12 protein-coding genes and 1 riboswitch are annotated in these 17,953 nt (G+C 45.5%); of the genes, 7 read left to right on the forward strand and 5 right to left on the reverse strand.

The window, feature by feature from the left end; genetic code table 11:
- Positions 1 to 149 precede the first annotated feature (149 nt).
- Positions 150 to 980: an ammonia-dependent NAD(+) synthetase gene (nadE, locus tag R4537_RS01000; protein WP_071179022.1), complete on the reverse strand. Its 831-nt coding sequence runs from the start codon at positions 978 to 980 to the stop codon at positions 150 to 152.
- A gap of 102 nt (positions 981 to 1,082) precedes the next feature.
- Between nadE and R4537_RS01005 the strand changes: the two genes are divergently transcribed.
- The 3 genes from R4537_RS01005 (at position 1,083) to R4537_RS01015 (ending at position 4,250) form a co-directional block, all read left to right on the forward strand.
- A complete protein-coding gene (locus R4537_RS01005) occupies positions 1,083 to 1,610 on the forward strand; it encodes a nicotinate-nicotinamide nucleotide adenylyltransferase (protein ID WP_001915154.1) in 528 nt (175 codons plus the stop codon).
- Positions 1,611 to 1,876: 266 nt separating this feature from the next.
- Complete coding sequence (locus tag R4537_RS01010) at positions 1,877 to 3,418, forward strand: DUF3369 domain-containing protein (protein WP_071179023.1); 1,542 nt, start codon at positions 1,877 to 1,879, stop codon at positions 3,416 to 3,418.
- Positions 3,419 to 3,467: 49 nt separating this feature from the next.
- Positions 3,468 to 4,250 (forward strand): type 2 periplasmic-binding domain-containing protein, encoded by a 783-nt coding sequence (locus R4537_RS01015; RefSeq protein WP_071179024.1) that lies wholly within the window; start codon positions 3,468 to 3,470, stop codon positions 4,248 to 4,250.
- Positions 4,251 to 4,443: 193 nt separating this feature from the next.
- Here R4537_RS01015 and R4537_RS01020 read toward each other — a convergent pair whose 3' ends face one another.
- Positions 4,444 to 6,393 carry a PAS domain-containing sensor histidine kinase gene (locus R4537_RS01020; RefSeq protein WP_175463855.1) on the reverse strand — a complete coding sequence of 650 codons (1,950 nt, stop codon included), beginning with the start codon at positions 6,391 to 6,393 and terminating at the stop codon, positions 4,444 to 4,446.
- A 384-nt stretch (positions 6,394 to 6,777) separates the two neighbouring features.
- On the opposite strand from R4537_RS01020, the gene R4537_RS01025 reads away from it, so the two are divergent.
- The gene (locus tag R4537_RS01025; RefSeq protein WP_071179026.1) at positions 6,778 to 7,752 is read left to right on the forward strand and encodes an ABC transporter substrate-binding protein; all 975 of its coding nucleotides are present in this window, start codon (positions 6,778 to 6,780) and stop codon (positions 7,750 to 7,752) included.
- 77 nt (positions 7,753 to 7,829) lie between these two features.
- Here the strand turns inward: R4537_RS01025 and R4537_RS01030 are convergent, their stop codons facing one another.
- Entirely contained in the window at positions 7,830 to 9,410 is a 1,581-nt protein-coding gene (locus R4537_RS01030; protein WP_071179027.1) for a Na+/H+ antiporter NhaC family protein, read from the reverse strand.
- A gap of 78 nt (positions 9,411 to 9,488) precedes the next feature.
- A riboswitch (Lysine riboswitch) is annotated at positions 9,489 to 9,661 on the reverse strand.
- A gap of 152 nt (positions 9,662 to 9,813) precedes the next feature.
- Complete coding sequence (emrD, locus tag R4537_RS01035; RefSeq protein WP_071179028.1) at positions 9,814 to 11,019, reverse strand: multidrug efflux MFS transporter EmrD; 1,206 nt, start codon at positions 11,017 to 11,019, stop codon at positions 9,814 to 9,816.
- Positions 11,020 to 11,271: 252 nt separating this feature from the next.
- Here emrD and R4537_RS01040 point away from each other — a divergent pair, with 252 nt between their 5' ends.
- A complete protein-coding gene (locus R4537_RS01040; RefSeq protein WP_000949606.1) occupies positions 11,272 to 11,538 on the forward strand; it encodes a hypothetical protein in 267 nt (88 codons plus the stop codon).
- Positions 11,539 to 11,648: 110 nt separating this feature from the next.
- Here the strand turns inward: R4537_RS01040 and R4537_RS01045 are convergent, their stop codons facing one another.
- On the reverse strand, positions 11,649 to 12,905 hold the full coding sequence (locus R4537_RS01045) for an SGNH/GDSL hydrolase family protein (RefSeq protein ID WP_071179029.1): 1,257 nt from the start codon (positions 12,903 to 12,905) through the stop codon (positions 11,649 to 11,651).
- Between the two features lie 863 nt (positions 12,906 to 13,768).
- On the opposite strand from R4537_RS01045, the gene hlyA reads away from it, so the two are divergent.
- Both hlyA and R4537_RS01055 read left to right on the forward strand, forming a co-directional pair.
- Positions 13,769 to 15,994, forward strand: coding sequence for a cytolysin VCC (hlyA, locus tag R4537_RS01050; protein WP_071179030.1), 2,226 nt, complete (start codon positions 13,769 to 13,771; stop codon positions 15,992 to 15,994).
- 286 nt (positions 15,995 to 16,280) lie between these two features.
- Entirely contained in the window at positions 16,281 to 17,927 is a 1,647-nt protein-coding gene (locus R4537_RS01055; protein ID WP_000586206.1) for a methyl-accepting chemotaxis protein, read from the forward strand.
- The last annotated feature ends 26 nt before the right edge of the window (positions 17,928 to 17,953 follow it).

Raw genomic sequence — 17,953 nt, forward strand, 5'->3', positions numbered from 1 at the left:
TCTCGTTATTCAGGTGGGAGTCACACTATCGGGCTGAAAAGTAAAGATTTTTAGTGATTTTTTGTAACGAGTTTGTTGCGTCAGACAAGGCGATATTTTGACTATCAAGCCAAGCGAAAGGCTTGGCTTGATGTAGGTCAATAAGGCGTCTAGTCGTAAATGGTCGGAATAGGCTGGCGCTTATGCTGAGTTGCATGATAAATCGCGATTAAACGTTCACTCACGTGTGCTGGAACGGGTTTTCCTTCCAGAAAATCGTCGATTTGCTCATAAGTCAGATTCAAGGCTGCTTCATCGGCTTTTTGCGGCGCAAGTTCTTCAAGATCCGCGGTGGGTGTTTTGTGTACCAGTTGTGTGGGAGCTCCCAAGGTTTCTGCAAGCAAACGCACTTGGCGTTTATTGAGGCCGTAAAGGGGGGCGAGGTCACACGCGCCATCCCCAAACTTGGTATAAAAACCGGTGATGTTTTCTGCAGAATGATCGGTACCTAGCACTAGACCGCCGACATAGCCGGCAATTTCATACTGCGCGACCATGCGCGCACGCGCTTTCACGTTGCCTTTGATGAAATCAACTTTAGCCGGATCGCTTGGGATAAGTCCGGTATTCGCCAGTGCGTGGTGAGAGGCAGCATGCAAACCATCGACTCCGGCTTTGATGTTGACGGAAACCGAGTGAGTTGGGCGAATAAAGGAGAGTGCGAGTTGCGCTTCATCTTCATCTTTTTGCTCGCCGTAAGGTAAACGCACCGCGATAAATTGGTACTCCGTCGTATTGTGTTGCTGGTTGAGTTCTTCAACCGCAAGTTGAGCCAAGCGACCACAGGTTGTGGAATCGACGCCACCACTGATGCCCAATACGAGGGATTTGCAGCGCGCTTCGGTGAGCTTACGCTTAATAAAAGCTACGCGGCGTTCGATTTCAAACTGTGGATCGATCGAAGGCAGTACGCGCATTTCTTCACGGATCTTGTGTTCCATAGGTTCCTTTCCTGCAAGCAATGTCAATTTTTCGGTGTATGATACCGCAATCGTTGAATTAGAAAACCGAGAAAGGGCATTTCCTGATCGGCAAGGTGCACAATGAAAAAGATTGCGGTGTTTGGCAGCGCCTTTAATCCGCCGACCTTAGGCCACAAAAGTATTATTGATTCGCTTGGTCATTTTGATTTGGTTTTGTTAGTACCGAGCATTGCCCACGCTTGGGGGAAAACCATGCTTGAATACGAGTTGCGCAGTCAACTGGTGGATCAATTCATCCAAGATATTGGCTCAAATAAAGTGCAGCGCTCTGATGTCGAACAAGCCTTATATGCTCCGCCAGAGGCCGTCACTACTTATGCGGTGTTGACGCGCTTGCAAGCTCTGTATCCGCAGGATGAGTTGACGTTTGTGATCGGGCCGGACAATTTGCTTCACTTTGGAAAATTCTACAAAGCGGATGAAATACTGCAGCGTTGGGCAGTGATGGCTTGCCCTGAAAGGTTGCCGATCCGTAGTACCGCGATTCGCGATGCTCTGCAAAATGGACAACCGATTACAGACATGACCACATCAGGGGTTGAGCGCCTTTTGCATCAGCAGCAGCTTTACACTAGCCCAAGCTTCTAAATTTTCACTGGCTGAGGATTCAGCCAGTGGATGCTCCATCGTAGCTATTTCATTCATGTTGCGGCACCTCGAGCTGCTCAATCTAGGACGCGAGCTCTACTGCACGCGTATTAACGGTGGAATGAGGCGCTGAATATGACTTTATGATGGCCCAGTCACAAACATATTCACGAATTTATCATTGAAAATAGTGCCCATACCTCTCGGACTTCAAGCTATTGTGCTAAACCTAAAGAAGGTTGAAGTGGTTTAAATATGGAGATGGCATGGATCTGTTTGCAGATATGCGCCAAGAGGCCGCAGGGGAAAAAGAACGGGTAGTCATGCATAGCCAAGAGCCTTGGTGTGTGTTGTTAGTCGATGATGATGAGCAGATGCACCAAATCACACGTTTAGCATTGACGGGGTTCAAGTTTCAAAATCGTCCCCTTGAATTAATTTCGGTTCTTTCTGGCCTAGAAGCGCGAAAAGTGATGGCGGAGCGCTCGGATATCGCACTGGCGCTGGTTGATGTGGTGATGGAAACCGAACATGCGGGCTTAGACTTGGTGCGTTACATCCGCGAAGAACTCCAGAACCGTCAAGTGCGTTTAGTACTGCGCACCGGACAAGCAGGGCAGGCTCCTGAAGATAGGGTCATCAAAGAGTATGAGATTGATGATTACAAAGAAAAAACAGAGTTGACGACTCAAAAACTGCGCACCTTGCTCTATTCTATGCTGCGTGCTTACCGAGATTTGTGCTTGATTGAAGATCAGAAGCTCGGTTTAAGTCATGTGATTGAAGCTTCTGCGAATGTTCAAAATACGAAAAGTCTCCAGTCTTACGCTACTGCGGTTTTGAACCAATTGACTTCATTGCTGAAATTGCACGCTTCAGCTTTTTATTGCGTGGCGACACCTTGTCCCGATAGTGAAAAATGTAACGCTTTAACCGTGGCAACAACTGCTGAACGGGTTGAGTTATACGTTGAATCTCCCTTTAAAGGTTTACCGGAAGACGTGCAGCGTCGTTGCAAAGAAGTGTTGAGTCAGCGCACGACTCGCGACTACGGCGATGCTTACGTGTTCTTTAAACAAGATGAACGAGGTGTTGATAGCGTTCTGTATGTAGGTTTTGAGCAGGAGCTTTCTGAACTGGATAGAAAATTGCTTGAGATCTACATGTACAACATCGGTCTTACCTTTGAAAACATTAACTTGATGGTGGACTTGCGTGAGACGTCGAAAGAGTTGGTATACAACTTAGCCAATGCCGTGGAAGCACGTAGCCGAGAAACCGGCGCACATGTACAACGTGTTGCCTTGTACTGTGAGCGATTAGCCCATTTATACGGTTTAGCTGAATCTGAGGCGGACATGATCAAAAATGCCTCACCTTTGCATGATGTTGGCAAAGTCGCCATTCCAGACAGTATCTTGCATAAGCCTGGTAAACTTGATGCCCAAGAATGGGCGATCATGCAAAAGCATGTGGAGTATGGGGTCGAAATCCTTAACCGTTCTAAACGGCGATTAATGCAAGTGGCGAAAGAAATTGCCGCCACTCATCATGAAAAATGGGATGGCAGTGGTTATCCGAACCGCTTACAAGGCGATGATATTCCCATTTCAGGCCGTATTACTGCGATAGCCGATGTCTTTGATGCTTTAGGCGCGAAACGTTCTTATAAAGATCCGTGGACAGACGAACAGATCCGAGAAGAGTTAATAGCGCAAAAAGGGCGTCACTTTGAGCCGAAACTGGTTGAATTGTTGCTGGAGCATTGGGAGGAGTTTGTGGCAATTCGGAACCAACATCCGGATTAAGCTCTTAGAAACACGAAAGATATCACTAGGTAGCTTGGAGTCAGAGTACATGAAAAGTCGATTGATCAAGCAGATCTGTGGGTGCTATTTACCAAGCTTAACGCTGGTTTATACCCCTTTTATTCATGCATCCGATGAGCCTTCGAATTCTGTAGAAATAAAGCATAACGAGAGCAAACCGCGAGTTGCTCATCTTGGAGAGCTTCCGGGATTAATTAATGCTGATGGTACCGGTCCATTTGTTGATTTAGTAAAGTTTATGGATAAAGTCGATCCTGAAGTCGAGATTGCTATTGAAGTGTTTCCTTTGCATCGCGCGGTGCATGGTGTGGTGAATCAACAAGCGGATTTTGCATTACCTGCCATTTATGTTGATGATCCGCAAGGAAAGCTTCCGTTTCGTTTTAGTTCTAAATCATTTGGCCTAGTTACGCATGTGCTTTATACAAATATCAGTCATCCGTTCTCCTCTGAACAGCTCTGGAGTAACCCAGAAAAATATGTGATTGAAGCCGTGCCAGACTACATGCCTTTTAAAGTTGAACGATCGAATAGTATTGATTCATCACTACAAAAATTGGCAGCCGGACGGATTGATGGGTTTGTATGGGCACAGGAAGAAGCAGATATTTCGCTTCGAAATCTGGGGATAAAGAATATTTCACGCCAACATTTTGCCGATTTTAAGGATGTATTTGTGATTCCCCTTGGCCCGAAAGGGGACGAAATAGATCAGTATTTAACAAAAATCATTTCTCAGCTTGAAGCGAGTGGGGAATTAAAAATACTCTATGAAGCTATTCATCTCCCCTATGATAACTGGCAACCTTAGACCTCTTATCTAATATCACCTTCCTACTTGAAGCTGCAGCGGTGTTGGCTACGTTCGTTCACCCCAATCACATAGTTTATCTATGCTCATGGGGATTCACTCTCTTGCCGCCTAGCTGCAACTCCAAGTAGTTTTGGTATATCACCTTATCGTGGTAGCTTTCTAATAACCAATAACCAATAACCAATAACGCTTATATTTCATCATCCGCATCGATGACAGGCTTATTAAGGACTCTCGGGAATATGAAAACATAATGTACACCCTCACCAACGTTTGAGCTAAAGTGGAGCTTGCCCATTAACTTTTGCGTCGCAAGATTAAAAACAAGATTTAGGCCTAACCCAGAACCTCCTCGGCCTCTTTTGGTTGTGAAAAATGGCTCGAAAATTTTATGGTGTAATTTCTGCTCAACGCCACAGCCATTATCTTTATAGTCTAAAATAATATCTTCATCTTGTTGATAAAAGCTGATGACGATAGTTGGATTTGGTGTATTACTAAAAGCATGATTAATACTATTCATCACTAAATTCGAAACAATTTGTGTGAGTACCCCAGGCAAACTATTCATCATTAGACGTTCATCACCTTCAAGTTGCGGAACGACAGGAACTTTCCTTGTCTCTGGATGAAGGCTGGCAATCAGAGCACTTAACACTTGGTAAATAGAGAATTGGCTTCGGCTTTCGGAGACTTGGTCGACGGCGGTTTGTTTGAAATCTCTGATGAGCTTTGCCGCTCTATTCAAATTATTTTCCAACATCGTATTGGTGTCATTTAATCTCTGCATCAGTTCTGAAAACTGCTGGCTGGTTAGGGTTTGGTTAGCAAAAGCGTCATTTAATTCTTTGGTTGTTTCAATGATAACTGAGCTTGCTGTAACGGCGATGCCGAGTGGCGTGTTCACCTCATGCGCCACACCAGCCACCAACCCCCCGAGAGCAGCCAGTTTTTCAGATTCAATCAATTGATTTTGAGTCGCTTTTAACTGCGCTATACTATTTTCTAGATCGAGTGTCCGCTTCGCGACTTCACTCTCTAGGTTTTGGTTTAGTGTCTGGAGCTCAAGTTGAGCGAGTTTTAATTCAGAGATATTAATCGCAGTTCCTCGATAGCCGAGAAACTCTGTTTTGTTGTAACGAGCAACTGCCTGAAACATTAAATATTGTGGATGACCATTAACAGTAATGGTTTCCTCACACATCGAAAATGAACATTGTTGTTCTATAAGTTTTGGTAACGTGTTGAAGCTTTTTAGTGATTTAATTTCTGAAATCATTAGTTTGCTGTTTTCAGGAATATCTAAAGCTTGTCGCATTGCTTCAGAAATAAACACTAATTTCATCTTCGAATCTGTCTCCCATAGCCAATCTGAAGAGACATTAGTAAAGTCAGCTAAGCGCTCTTGCTCATGTTTTATATTATTATATAAGAGAGTGACGTTGTGAGTTATTTTGTTGGTTTCATCGGCTAGCCAAGTGAGTTCATCGATTTTTCCCATTATCCAAGCAGTATGGGGAAGTGTTAATGATTCAGGTGGATGCCTAGGATTGTATTTTCTTAAATACTGAGCAATTAAAAAAACTCTTCGATTCACACTTATATGAAATATCATCAAAATAACACAGCAAATAAATGTGGTTTTGAGTGCATTAATGATCAATATAATTAAAAACTGTCTGATTAACTGGTTGTATATTTCTTGTGCATTCGATTCCACATAAATATCACCAATCTTTACAGGTGCTTCCGTTTGGGGGGATTGGTAGAAAATAGGATATTGATTTGAGACTCGCTCTCCAGTGACTTTTTCCCCAGCACTGAATTTGTAATTGTCAGAAGTGATCTCAAGGTAATCAATTTTAGGCAGATTAACTAAACCGTCTAAACGTTGTTGGAGAAGCCGTAAGTCATAATGCCATAGTGAACTTGCAAGTAACTCGGCATGGACGGATTCTATTTCACGATGACGCTGGGCGACTTCATTGAACTCTCGGTCATAGTCAAAATAAGTCTGTGTCAGTGTGGTCATCAATGTCACTGAGCCACTCAGAACCACGAGGAAAAAAATAATTCTGCGCCCGATGCGGCTGGAGAACGGGTTACGACTATTGATACTGAATATTTGATCTCTACTCATCCTGAGCCTCGTTGCTTTTGGTGCCCCATCCATTGTGAAGAAGTATTAGCGTTAATGCGGCCCGCCACTCCAAGTCGTTTCGTCGTAGTCTGAGGATGGGAGCGACTTCTATAACAAAAGCTTAGTACATAATCGCTAATCGCAATGCGTTGAGTCAGCGACAAGTGATATGACATGGTAGGCTGAACGTGAATGTTAAGCCGTGTCGGTGTTGAGGGAGAACATCAACTACACTTGCTATACCCTTCCCACTGTAAACAGCAGCGGTTGGTTGGCTACGCGAGTGCACCTCAATCGCATAGAATCTATGTACTGTGAATGGACTCACTACAGCTTGCCTCTCACTCCCAGTGGTTTGGGAATCAAAAACGCGGAGGAAGCCATATGCGTTGGTGGGGAGTTTTATTGTGGTTATTGAGTGGCCAAGCATGGACAGCCAATGTGTTGGTGATTCAAAGTTATCACTCGGGTTATGCTTGGGATGCAGCCTACACAACAGGATTGAAAGAGGGGATTAACACCCAACATCAATTACATTTTTTTGAAATGAATACTAAACGGATTCCCGCTCGAGAATACAGCGTGGCCGCCGAGCGTGCATTTCAAGCTTATCAGCAATTGAAACCTGATTTGGTGGTATTGGGCGATGACAATGCGCTCTATTACCTGTTACCTAAGCTGTATAACGAACCCATCTCGATTGTTTTCCTTGGGATTAATGCCAATCCAAGAGCGTTGTTGGATGAGTATTCGGGAATTGCTCAAGTGACGGGCATCTTAGAGCAACCCTTGTTTGTAAAAAACATGGCTGAAATCGGTCGTCTATTACCAAAAGAAAAACACCGAGTTCTCGTGTTATTTGATTCAGGGAATACCTCAAAAATTGCCTTGGATTATATGCAAGATCAATACAAGCTGATTAAGGAAAACTTGGGGATAGAGGTGGATATTCGTTCTATTAAGAGTGAACAAGAATGGAAACATGCGGTTGAGTACGCGAATCAAGAAGGTTTTGGAGCCATAGTGGTGGGTTTGTATCAAACCCTTGTCAATATTGATGGGCTACATGTCTCACCCGAAAATATTATGAGTTGGACGAATCAACATTCTCAACTGCCGCTGTTTGGTTTTTGGGATTTCTCGATCGGCAAAGGTAAAGCCGCGGGTGGGGTTGCGTTATTTGGATTAGAGCAGGGACAAATGGCCGCCGAGCTAGTGACGCGTATTTTGGATAAGCAAGAGCTTGCCAAATATATTCCGATTCAAATAAATCGCCAAGGTAGAGGCCTTTATCAGCCAGAAGAGTTTGCGCGCTGGGGGTTAACGCCGCCGAAAGATTGGACACCTATCGATGAATAAGCGTTGCACTTAGTTTATAAGTCGAAGGTATGTTGTAGATAAAAACACCGCCCATAAAGGGCGGTGTGAGAAAGAACTTAGGCTTCAACAGGTTCTTGCTGCCAACGTTTCTGGCGTAGGTTGAAGGCACAAAACAGCACAAACCATACACTGCTGGCGGCCAAACCAGCCCAAACGGAGTGCAATAAGCCCATTGCCAAATAACCCAGTAGTGCGCCCATTGCTGCGCTGATCGCGTAAGGAAGCTGAGTCACGACATGGTCAATATGATGGCTACCTGCGCCGGTTGCTGACAAGATACTGGTGCTGGAAATCGGTGAGGCGTGATCGCCAAACACTGCGCCGGCCAATACGGCGGAGAGAGTCGGTAGCATTAGGCTGATGTCTGATGCCGCAGCGATATCACCCGCGAGTGGCAGCATAATCCCAAAGGTGCCCCAACTGGTGCCAGTGGCGAATGCCATTAAGCAAGAAAGTACAAACACCAAGGCGGGGAGCAGTTCAACCGGTAGATTGCCTTGAGTCAGAGACGCGAGATAAATGCCGGTTTGCAGATCGCGCACCACACCACCAATCGTCCACGCAAACAGCAGAATGATGATTGCTGGCATCATCGCCATAACCCCTTTGGGAGCCGTGGATAGCCACGTTTGCGCCGAGAGTTTTAAGCGCAGTGACAGAACTATCGAGACCGCCAAGCTACACAGCGCCGCATAAACCAGTGATTGAGCCACATTGGTATTTTCGAGTGCGCCAATCAAAGAGAACGCCTCACCGTTAGCAGATAAGACGGCGTTACCGGTTTGGATCATGAAAATCAAGGTGGTGATGGTCAGTACTGCGATGGGCAACACCATATCAATCATGGTACCACGAGCGGTTTCTCCACCTTCCATATCTAAGCCCGCAGGGCGGCCTTTGCTTTCGTCCCACAATTTACCTTCACGAGCCCACGCTTCGTGTTGGCGCATGGGGCCAATATCCATCGGCAGGAAAATCACCGCGAGCACCATAAGCAGGGTAAAAACGGCGTACAGATTCATCGGGATCATCTGTACAAATGCTGAAATCGCACTGATTTCCGTCATTTCGTGTGCCGCTAAAATGCCGCCAATGAGAGCGATGATGTAAGCGCCCCAAGAGGAAATCGGTGTAATCACACACACGGGAGCTGCGGTAGAGTCGAGCAAATAGGCGAGTTTCGCGCGCGAGATTTGGAAGCGATCCGTTACTGGGCGGCAAATCGCACCCACAGACAGGCTATGGAAAAAGTCGTCAATGAAAAAAGCAAATACCATCAAACCCGTCAGAGCTTTTGCACTGCGGCGATCTTTGCATTTGCGCTCAGCCCATACCGCGAAAGCACGCGTTGCGCCTGAGGCCGTCATTAAGCTTATCAAACCACCCAGCAGCAGCATAAACAGCAGCATATTGATGTTATCGCTGTTGGCTGCACCTTCTGCCCAAAACAGACCGCTGATCTTTCCAAACAGGTATTGTACTGTACTCAGCGGGGAAAAATGGTTAAGCATAACCGCACCAGCAATAATGCCAGCGCCTAAAGAGAGTAATACTCGGCGTGTGGTAATCGCGAGCAGCACCGCGAGTAGCGGTGGGATGACCGAGTAAATCGAGTCAGAATAAGGGGCTAAATTCATGGATCTCACATCACCTTTTCAGGTGGAGATCTACCAGCAGGATAAAAAACACATTTCAGCGAAATAACACTTCTTATCCTTCAAGGTAGCGCTCCATAGACAACACACTATGGCAGTCCGGCATTTGTTCAATGCTGGCCCAGCGAACGTTGATGACGCAACGCTCACTTCGGCGCTGTACCCTTTAACCAGTCATCATCGGGGTCAACCTACGACTGGCGACTCATGAACAGCGCGCCTCTACTTAAAGGAACTTGTGTCAGTTGAAGAGCTAGGCTCAAAAACTGTGACACGCAACGTATATTACTGCCTTTTCAGGTGACGACAAGATTTAATTTCCCCATTTCTGCAGTGAAATTGATCTCATCCGGTATATTCGCTAAAGGGTCAGAATTTTCTCACCTCAGATCGCAATCGGCATCTCATCTGAAGGTGGCTGTTTGGTGTAAACGCGTTTAAGTCCCCACAACGCCAGTACTGACATCAGAAGCATAATAATACCGAGTGGTAGTTGATCGGAGGCTGGGAACATGGCGGCAAACAGCGTAGCCAGACCTGCCCCTAAATTTTGCATGCCACCTAAAATTGCACCGCCCGTTCCTGCGTGATAAGGGAAAGGAGAAAGTGCACCTGTGGTAGCGGCTGGGAATAAAATACCAGCCCCTAAGAAGTAAATGGTTGCGCCGCCAATCAGTGATAAGGCCGTGGTCATACCCAATAAGCCGGGCAGCATAATGACCAGTGAGCCCGTTAAGATCGCGAGTAAGCCGACATACATCGCGGTTTTTTCACGCAAGTGGCGAGCAATCACGTTAGAGAGCCAAGCGCCGGCCAAATAGCCGGGGATGGGTAACACAAACAGCAAGCTCACGGTCGTTGCAGGTAGGCCTAATACACCGCCTAATAACACGCCAGCCGCTGCTTCGAACACGGCTAAGCCTGCAAAGGTCGCGACAAGACAGATTAAGTAACCTTGGAAGCGACGATCCGACAGCACGTAATGATAACTGCGCAGCACGGGCTCTTTTTTACGCGCTGTCGCTGGCAAGGTTTCTACCATGCTCGTCATCATGGTGATCACTACGGCAATGGCAAAGAGTGACAGAAACAAATAGCTTGAACGCCAACCAAAACTTTCGGTTAAGTAGCCACCTAAGACCGGCGCGATCAAAGGTGAGAAAATCAGGCACATACTGATTAAGCTGTTGACTTTATGCAGCTCAGCGCCTTCGAAACAGTCACGAGAAAGCGTACGAGACATCGCGCCGCCACAACCAATCCCAAGACCTTGTACAAAGCTACCGATCAAAAACCATGAATACTGATGGGCGAAGAGCGCAATCAAAGAACCGATAATGTAGATAGCCAATCCAGCCATAATGATCGGTTTGCGACCAATACGATCAGAGAGGGTACCGTAGACAAATTGCGATAAACCGTAAGGGATCAGGTAGCACGCCATCACAGCTTGCAGCGCTGCTGGTGAAACTAAAAACTCTTGCGCCATATAACCAATAGAAGGCACATACATGGTTTGTGTCGCTTGGCCGACAGCAGCCAGAATAGCGATAAAGAAGGTCAGTTTTGCGACAGAAAGTGAGGCAGACATCGTTATCTCCAGATAAAAACAATATCTTATTAAAATCATCTAATGAAAATTCTTGAAAGAGCTTAGCTCTCGGCGCGAGATGTTATTGCTGTAGGCCTTATCTAGCAAACGATTATTGCTGTTTTGCTCACGATAAATATCTATGGCTTTGATTATTTTTTCTAATGCAAATTTTGGTTTTATTGTGCCTTGAACCAAAACTCAAGGCAGACTATTATAAATGAGAATTAATATCATAAAGATGCCGTAAACATGTTGTCACTTGCTGTACCACTACTTTTCATGAGTTTGCTCGGATTTAAATTAAAACTGCCTTATGGGTTGTTGATTGGATTAATCATACTGACGCTATTGTTAGGCTGGCTTGGTAACGTCAGCTTATTGCCAGTGTTGGTGGTGCTGTTCTTTATGTCTCCGCTCTTGCTGGCAACAAAACGAGCGCCATGGCAGAGCATATTGTTCGGTGTTGGTTGCTTGTTGCCCCAACTAGTGCAATTCGTGATGTTAAATCAGCGATGATTGACCTTGTATGCCAATGTTCTTTATTGAATTTCTCATTTGAGCTGAGGTTTATTATCACTGCATGAGTGAGGATAGAACTTGGCTCTATCCTCAGAGGGCAAAGAATTTTACAGCGGAAATTGTGCCATTTCGGTGGCCAAAATCTGCTCTGCAAGATAGTGATGAATCGCAGTGGTGGGATGAGTCACTTCCCAAAACACAAAGCGATCTGAGCCTTGCTTGGCGCACTCCGCAGAGAGTGAATGTGACAGTAGGTAATCAGCGGCAGAGTTGCGTCGAATATCTAAGCAAGGGGAGTTCGCATTGGTAAATCCATGTTGCTCTGGCTGAGTGGTGATACTGTCAAACAGGGTATAAGCATCAAACAGTACGATGCGAATACCTTGCATTTGGTAGTAACGAGCTTGCTCGCGAATAAAGGCATTCATGCCGATGATTTTGCTGCGTACAGTATCAATTTGTTCTTGTGTGGCATATTGAAACTGTGGAGCTCGCGTTGCGTCCGGCAAGGTCATTAGGACAAGATTTTTTGCTCCCGCATCAATAAGACGGATCAGCGCGGAACTATAATCGGCTTTCACATCGGCCAAGGAACGGTTGTAGTTCATAAAGTCGTTCAGACCAAATTCCAAGGTAAACAAGCTGTTTTCTGGCTGATAGTTTTTAGCCAGTCGCACATAAGACAGATAAGAGCTGACCTGCTCATAAACGCCCGTTAATGCCACATACTGGTTACGCCCTGCCGCGCCACCGACGGCCCAGTTATACAGAGGTACATTCAAACCTTGTGCTAGGTATTCAGTCCAGACGAATCCATTCGAGAAATGGCCTAGGAACCATGAGTCAGGGTTGGGGAAGCGCCACTGTGAGGCATTGAAAATGTTGCCTGTATCGGAAAGGCTATCGCCAAACGCGATCACTTTGCTGATGCGGTTGGACTGAACCTCCGGATCATTGCTCCAAATAGTGTGGTTGTATGAAAAGCGATGATCGGCTGCGAAATAGGTAATATCGGCAAACTCGTGGTTGACACCAAGCGTCTCTTCACAGCGTTCTAACAGGGTTTCTGGCTGAACTGTCGTGTAAAACATGTTTTTTTGTCGAATACTCGACCACCAATAACCTTGGATAGTGTAATAGCTACCATCCGCATTCTTTGCCCACTCCCAAGTGGTGTAGGGGTCATCATGAGTGGCTGCAGGACGATACCAACAACGTACATAGGTATAGGTTTGTTTACCTTGCACTTGTTGAATTTGCGCGCGGCTAAGCACTTCTACCTCAGGAGGAGCCCATGGTTCAGTGGCTGCATTAACCGATAAGCTAGCTAAGCCAGCGATTAGGATAGAGAGTCTTTTTTTCATCGTTTACTTCTTATCATTGAGTAATCAGAGTGAGGATCTGGTCAGATCACTTTTTATTGTGGATGACACATTCATTTCGTCAATGAAAGGTGGGGTTTTATTCTCTAGCTTTGGGAGTAAGATCAACCTCATGTTGATGAAAATATCTATAGCACTATTTTTTGGTAATAGTACAAATTGAAATATTAAATCTCTTTAATCTCTAAAATTAATCTTGATATTATTGTCAATAGATTAACTCAGTCTAAATTAGTTCAATTTAAATTAGAGTCATTCAATGATGTAAATATCAGGGATTATTATTTTAGGAAGAAATTATTTTACGGTAAATAAAAAGTCTTTAGAGGGTGAAATCTGTGATCTGCTGTGAATTTTTTATTTTACCGTATTTTACATTTAGAAATATAAGTGATATTTCAGTAAGTATGTGGTGGCAGAAATTATATATACCAAAACTCCTTGGAGTTGCAGGTAGTCGGCAAGAGAGCGAATCCCAACGAGCATAGATAAACTGTGTGATTGGGGTGCATGAATGTAGCCAACACCACTGCCGTTTCAAGTAGGAAGGGGATATATATTTCTGCTAAAAGGATACGCGGTAAGCCGTAGCAGTACAGCCACACGCAAACTCAAGGATGACGAGGGTAACCCATGAGACACATTCAAAATGGGTATGTTCTAATTACTTGAAAATATAAGAATATTACTCAATTCGACTCAGAATATAGAAGATGGTTTATTAGCAACTATTAATTTGGGTGTTTGGTATATTTCTCGTTATTTCAGTAATTTGAGTATAAGTCACTTTGTTTGGAAATCTCTCTTGTAATAACACAAAAAATAACAGAATCAGTGAGGTTTATATGCCAAAACTCAATCGTTGCGCAATCGCGATATTCACGATATTAAGTGCAATATCCAGTCCAACCCTGTTGGCAAATATCAATGAACCAAGTGGTGAAGCGGCGGATATTATTAGTCAAGTCGCTGATAGTCATGCAATAAAATATTATAATGCTGCTGATTGGCAAGCAGAAGACAACGCATTACCGAGCTTAGCTGAGCTGCGCGATTTGGTGATTAACCAGCAAAAACGCGTTTTGGTTGATTTCAGTCAGATCAGTGATGCTGAAGGTCAAGCAGAGATGCAAGCCCAATTCAGAAAGGCTTATGGGGTGGGTTTTGCTAATCAATTTATTGTCATCACTGAACATAAAGGGGAACTGCTGTTTACACCTTTTGATCGGACGGAAGAGATTGATCCGGCTTTGTTAGAGGCACCACGCACTGCGCGCTTGTTAGGTCGTTCAGGCTTTGCAAGTCCAGCACCGGCAAACAGCGAGACAAATACCTTACCGCATGTCGCTTTCTACATCAGTGTCAACCGTGCAATCAGCGATGAAGAATGTACCTTCAACAACTCTTGGTTGTGGAAAAACGAAAAGGGCAGTCGTCCGTTCTGTAAAGATGCCAATATCTCATTGATTTATCGGGTTAACCTAGAGCGTTCATTGCAATACGGCATTGTGGGTTCCGCGACACCGGATGCCAAAATTGTGCGTATCAGCCTAGATGATGACAGCACGGGAGCCGGCATTCATCTGAATGATCAACTCGGTTATCGTCAGTTTGGAGCCAGTTATACGACGTTAGATGCCTATTTCCGTGAGTGGTCAACCGATGCGATTGCCCAAGATTATCGCTTCGTGTTTAACGCATCGAACAATAAAGCGCAGATCCTGAAAACCTTTCCTGTCGATAACATTAACGAGAAATTTGAGCGCAAAGAGGTTTCAGGTTTTGAGCTTGGGGTGACTGGTGGGGTTGAAGTCAGTGGAGATGGCCCGAAAGCTAAACTCGAGGCGAGAGCAAGTTATACCCAGAGTCGCTGGTTAACCTACAACACACAAGACTATCGTATTGAGCGTAATGCGAAGAATGCGCAAGCGGTTAGCTTTACGTGGAATCGTCAACAATACGCGACAGCAGAATCGCTACTCAATCGTTCGACCGATGCTTTGTGGGTGAATACCTACCCGGTAGACGTGAACCGTATTAGCCCACTGAGTTACGCGAGTTTTGTGCCGAAAATGGATGTGATTTATAAAGCCTCTGCCACAGAGACAGGCAGTACGGATTTTATCATCGACTCTTCGGTCAATATCCGCCCAATCTATAACGGTGCTTATAAGCACTACTATGTGGTCGGTGCTCATCAGTCCTATCATGGCTTTGAAGATACCCCACGTCGTCGAATCACGAAATCGGCAAGCTTTACGGTCGATTGGGATCACCCTGTATTCACGGGTGGCCGCCCGGTCAATCTACAACTTGCCAGCTTTAACAACCGCTGTATTCAAGTCGATGCTCAAGGTCGCTTGGCGGCCAATACGTGCGATAGCCAGCAATCAGCGCAATCTTTCATCTATGATCAGCTTGGTCGTTATGTGAGTGCGAGTAACACTAAGCTCTGTCTTGATGGTGCGGCATTAGACGCGTTGCAAACCTGTAACCAAAACCTGACTCAGCGTTGGGAGTGGCGTAAAGGCACAGATGAATTGACCAATGTCTACAGCGGCGAGTCCCTTGGACATGACAAACAAACCGGTGAGCTTGGTTTGTATGCGAGCAGCAACGATGCAATAAGTTTACGTACCATCACCGCTTATACCGATGTGTTTAATGCGCAAGAAAGTTCGCCGATTCTGGGTTACACACAAGGGAAAATGAATCAGCAGCGTGTGGGACAAGATAATCGTTTGTATGTGCGAGCGGGTGCTGCGATTGATGCATTAGGGTCCGCCTCCGATTTATTGGTTGGTGGCAATGGTGGTAGCTTGAGTTCGGTGGATCTGTCCGGAGTGAAATCCATCACGGCAACCTCTGGTGATTTCCAATATGGCGGTCAGCAGTTGGTGGCGCTGACATTCACCTACCAAGATGGACGTCAGCAAACGGTAGGCTCGAAAGCGTATGTCACCAATGCTCATGAAGATCGTTTCGATTTACCGGCTGCCGCTAAGATCACTCAACTGAAAATTTGGGCTGACGATTGGTTGGTGAAAGGGGTTCAATTTGATTTGAACTAAAAATAAACGTTAAAGATGGAAGCATGCCCTGAAATTTCAGGGCATTTAATGCACTTAATGTTTTTTATTTACTTATTGGTCGACTTAACAATTCAGAAACATAATAATTTTGCCATACTACTCCAAAGGTTGATTTTCTTTGGGTGATGAGCCTGCCCTTTCACATTAGGGTAAACATACGCAATAACAAGATAAGGCGCGATCCACGCGCTTTTGATGTTTGTCGATGTTCCTACACCCTGACATATCGGCAAACACGATAACTTCTGAACGATAGGTACGAGACATGATCATCAATAAATTTTCTCTGAAATGGATGCTCGCAATTGCAGTGGCGATCCCTGCGATTGCGCTGCTGTTTGTGGCTTTCACCAGTCTAAACACCATGTCAGTGATGCAAGCGCAGTCCAACAGCTTGTATGCCAACACAGCTGCACCAATGCGTGCCATGGCAGAGGCGACGTCGCGTATTCCTCGGATGCGGGTTGGAATTGATATGATGTTGCTGCAAGAGACGGCGCTCAAGGATGCGAAAGGGGTTCTCAAACGAGTCGAAGAGGCAAGAACCGAAGATATCCCAGAAATGCGTCAAGCAATGCAAGTTGCGGTTGATTCTCAGGTTAATCCGGAACTCAAAGAGCAGGCACGCAAACTTCAAGCTCGTTTTGAACAAATGGTGCGTGAAGAGTTAGAGCCTATGCTGCAAGCCTTCGCCAATAACGATATGACCACGGCGCAAAACATTTACCGCGATAAATACGCACCGACCTATGGTGAAATGCGCAAACAAGCTAACCAGATCCTCGATACGCTTTTGCAGCAAGCGGAGCAGCAAAACCATGCCAGTGTGGAAAGTTTCGAAGCAGGACGCACCAAGCAAATGGTGATCATTGCAGCAGGCTTGATCATTTCATTCATCACTTCACTGGTCATCATAACGAACTTACGTAGCCGAGTGGCTTACCTGAAAGATCGTATGAGTTCTGCGGCGGCGAATCTTTCACTGCGTACTCGATTGGAGTTGGATGGTAACGATGAACTGTGTGACATCGGTAAAAGCTTCAATGCTTTCATTGATAAAGTGCATCACTCGATTGAAGAAGTGGCAGAAAACTCAAAAGAGCTGGCGACGATGGCCTCTAGTGTGTCGCAGCGCGCGCACATGACGCAATCTAACTGTGCTTCGCAGCGAGATAGAACAGTGCAAGTTGCGACGGCGATTCATGAGCTTGGTGCAACCGTATCCGAAATCGCTTCCAATGCGGCCATGGCTGCCGATGTCGCGAAGCAAGCGACGCTGCATTCTGGTGAAGGGAAAAAAGTGGTAGGCGAAGTGCAAAATCGGATCCAAACACTGGTCAATGAACTCGATAATGCCACTCAAGTTGTCTCATCACTGGCGACCCAAATTAACGGTATTAGCTCAACACTCGATACCATTCGCAGTATTTCTGAGCAAACGAACCTATTGGCGCTCAACGCTGCGATTGAAGCTGCGCGAGCGGGTGAACAAGGTCGTGGTTTTGCGGTGGTGGCGGATGAAGTTCGCACATTAGCAAGTCGTTCAGCGGCATCGACGGAAGAGATCCAGCAAGTCATTAATCGCCTTCAAACGGAGTCAACTCGCGCAGTAGAAGCAATGGAAAAAGGTCGCTCGCAAAGTGATGTGGTGGTTGAGTTTTCCGCTAAAGCGAACCAATCTCTCACAGAGATCAACAGCCAAATTGATCAGATTAATGATCAAAATATTCAAGTTGCGACCGCGACAGAGGAACAATCAACCGTGGTGGAAGACATTAATCGCAACGTTGAAGACATCAACCAACTGACGACAGAAACCTCGCATGTTGCGGATGAGTTAAGCCGAGCCAGTGCAAGCTTGCAACGTCTCTCTTCGCAACTGGATAAACTGGTGGGCAGTTTTGAACTTTAACCAATGACTACGCTAAGCAAGCATTC

Origin of the sequence: Vibrio paracholerae (genome assembly GCF_037672085.1) — a bacterium.
Taxonomy (GTDB): Bacteria; Pseudomonadota; Gammaproteobacteria; order Enterobacterales; family Vibrionaceae; genus Vibrio; species Vibrio cholerae.

Excerpts from the sequence above, each read along its gene's own strand:
- nadE (WP_071179022.1), bottom strand. The coding sequence starts at position 980 with ATGGAACACAAGATCCGTGAAGAAATGCGCGTACTGCCTTCGATCGAT.
- R4537_RS01005 (WP_001915154.1), top strand. The coding sequence starts at position 1,083 with ATGAAAAAGATTGCGGTGTTTGGCAGCGCCTTTAATCCGCCGACCTTA.
- R4537_RS01010 (WP_071179023.1), top strand. The coding sequence starts at position 1,877 with ATGGATCTGTTTGCAGATATGCGCCAAGAGGCCGCAGGGGAAAAAGAA.
- R4537_RS01015 (WP_071179024.1), top strand. The coding sequence starts at position 3,468 with ATGAAAAGTCGATTGATCAAGCAGATCTGTGGGTGCTATTTACCAAGC.
- R4537_RS01020 (WP_175463855.1), bottom strand. The coding sequence starts at position 6,393 with ATGAGTAGAGATCAAATATTCAGTATCAATAGTCGTAACCCGTTCTCC.
- R4537_RS01025 (WP_071179026.1), top strand. The coding sequence starts at position 6,778 with ATGCGTTGGTGGGGAGTTTTATTGTGGTTATTGAGTGGCCAAGCATGG.
- R4537_RS01030 (WP_071179027.1), bottom strand. The coding sequence starts at position 9,410 with ATGAATTTAGCCCCTTATTCTGACTCGATTTACTCGGTCATCCCACCG.
- emrD (WP_071179028.1), bottom strand. The coding sequence starts at position 11,019 with ATGTCTGCCTCACTTTCTGTCGCAAAACTGACCTTCTTTATCGCTATT.
- R4537_RS01040 (WP_000949606.1), top strand. The coding sequence starts at position 11,272 with ATGTTGTCACTTGCTGTACCACTACTTTTCATGAGTTTGCTCGGATTT.
- R4537_RS01045 (WP_071179029.1), bottom strand. The coding sequence starts at position 12,905 with ATGAAAAAAAGACTCTCTATCCTAATCGCTGGCTTAGCTAGCTTATCG.
- hlyA (WP_071179030.1), top strand. The coding sequence starts at position 13,769 with ATGCCAAAACTCAATCGTTGCGCAATCGCGATATTCACGATATTAAGT.
- R4537_RS01055 (WP_000586206.1), top strand. The coding sequence starts at position 16,281 with ATGATCATCAATAAATTTTCTCTGAAATGGATGCTCGCAATTGCAGTG.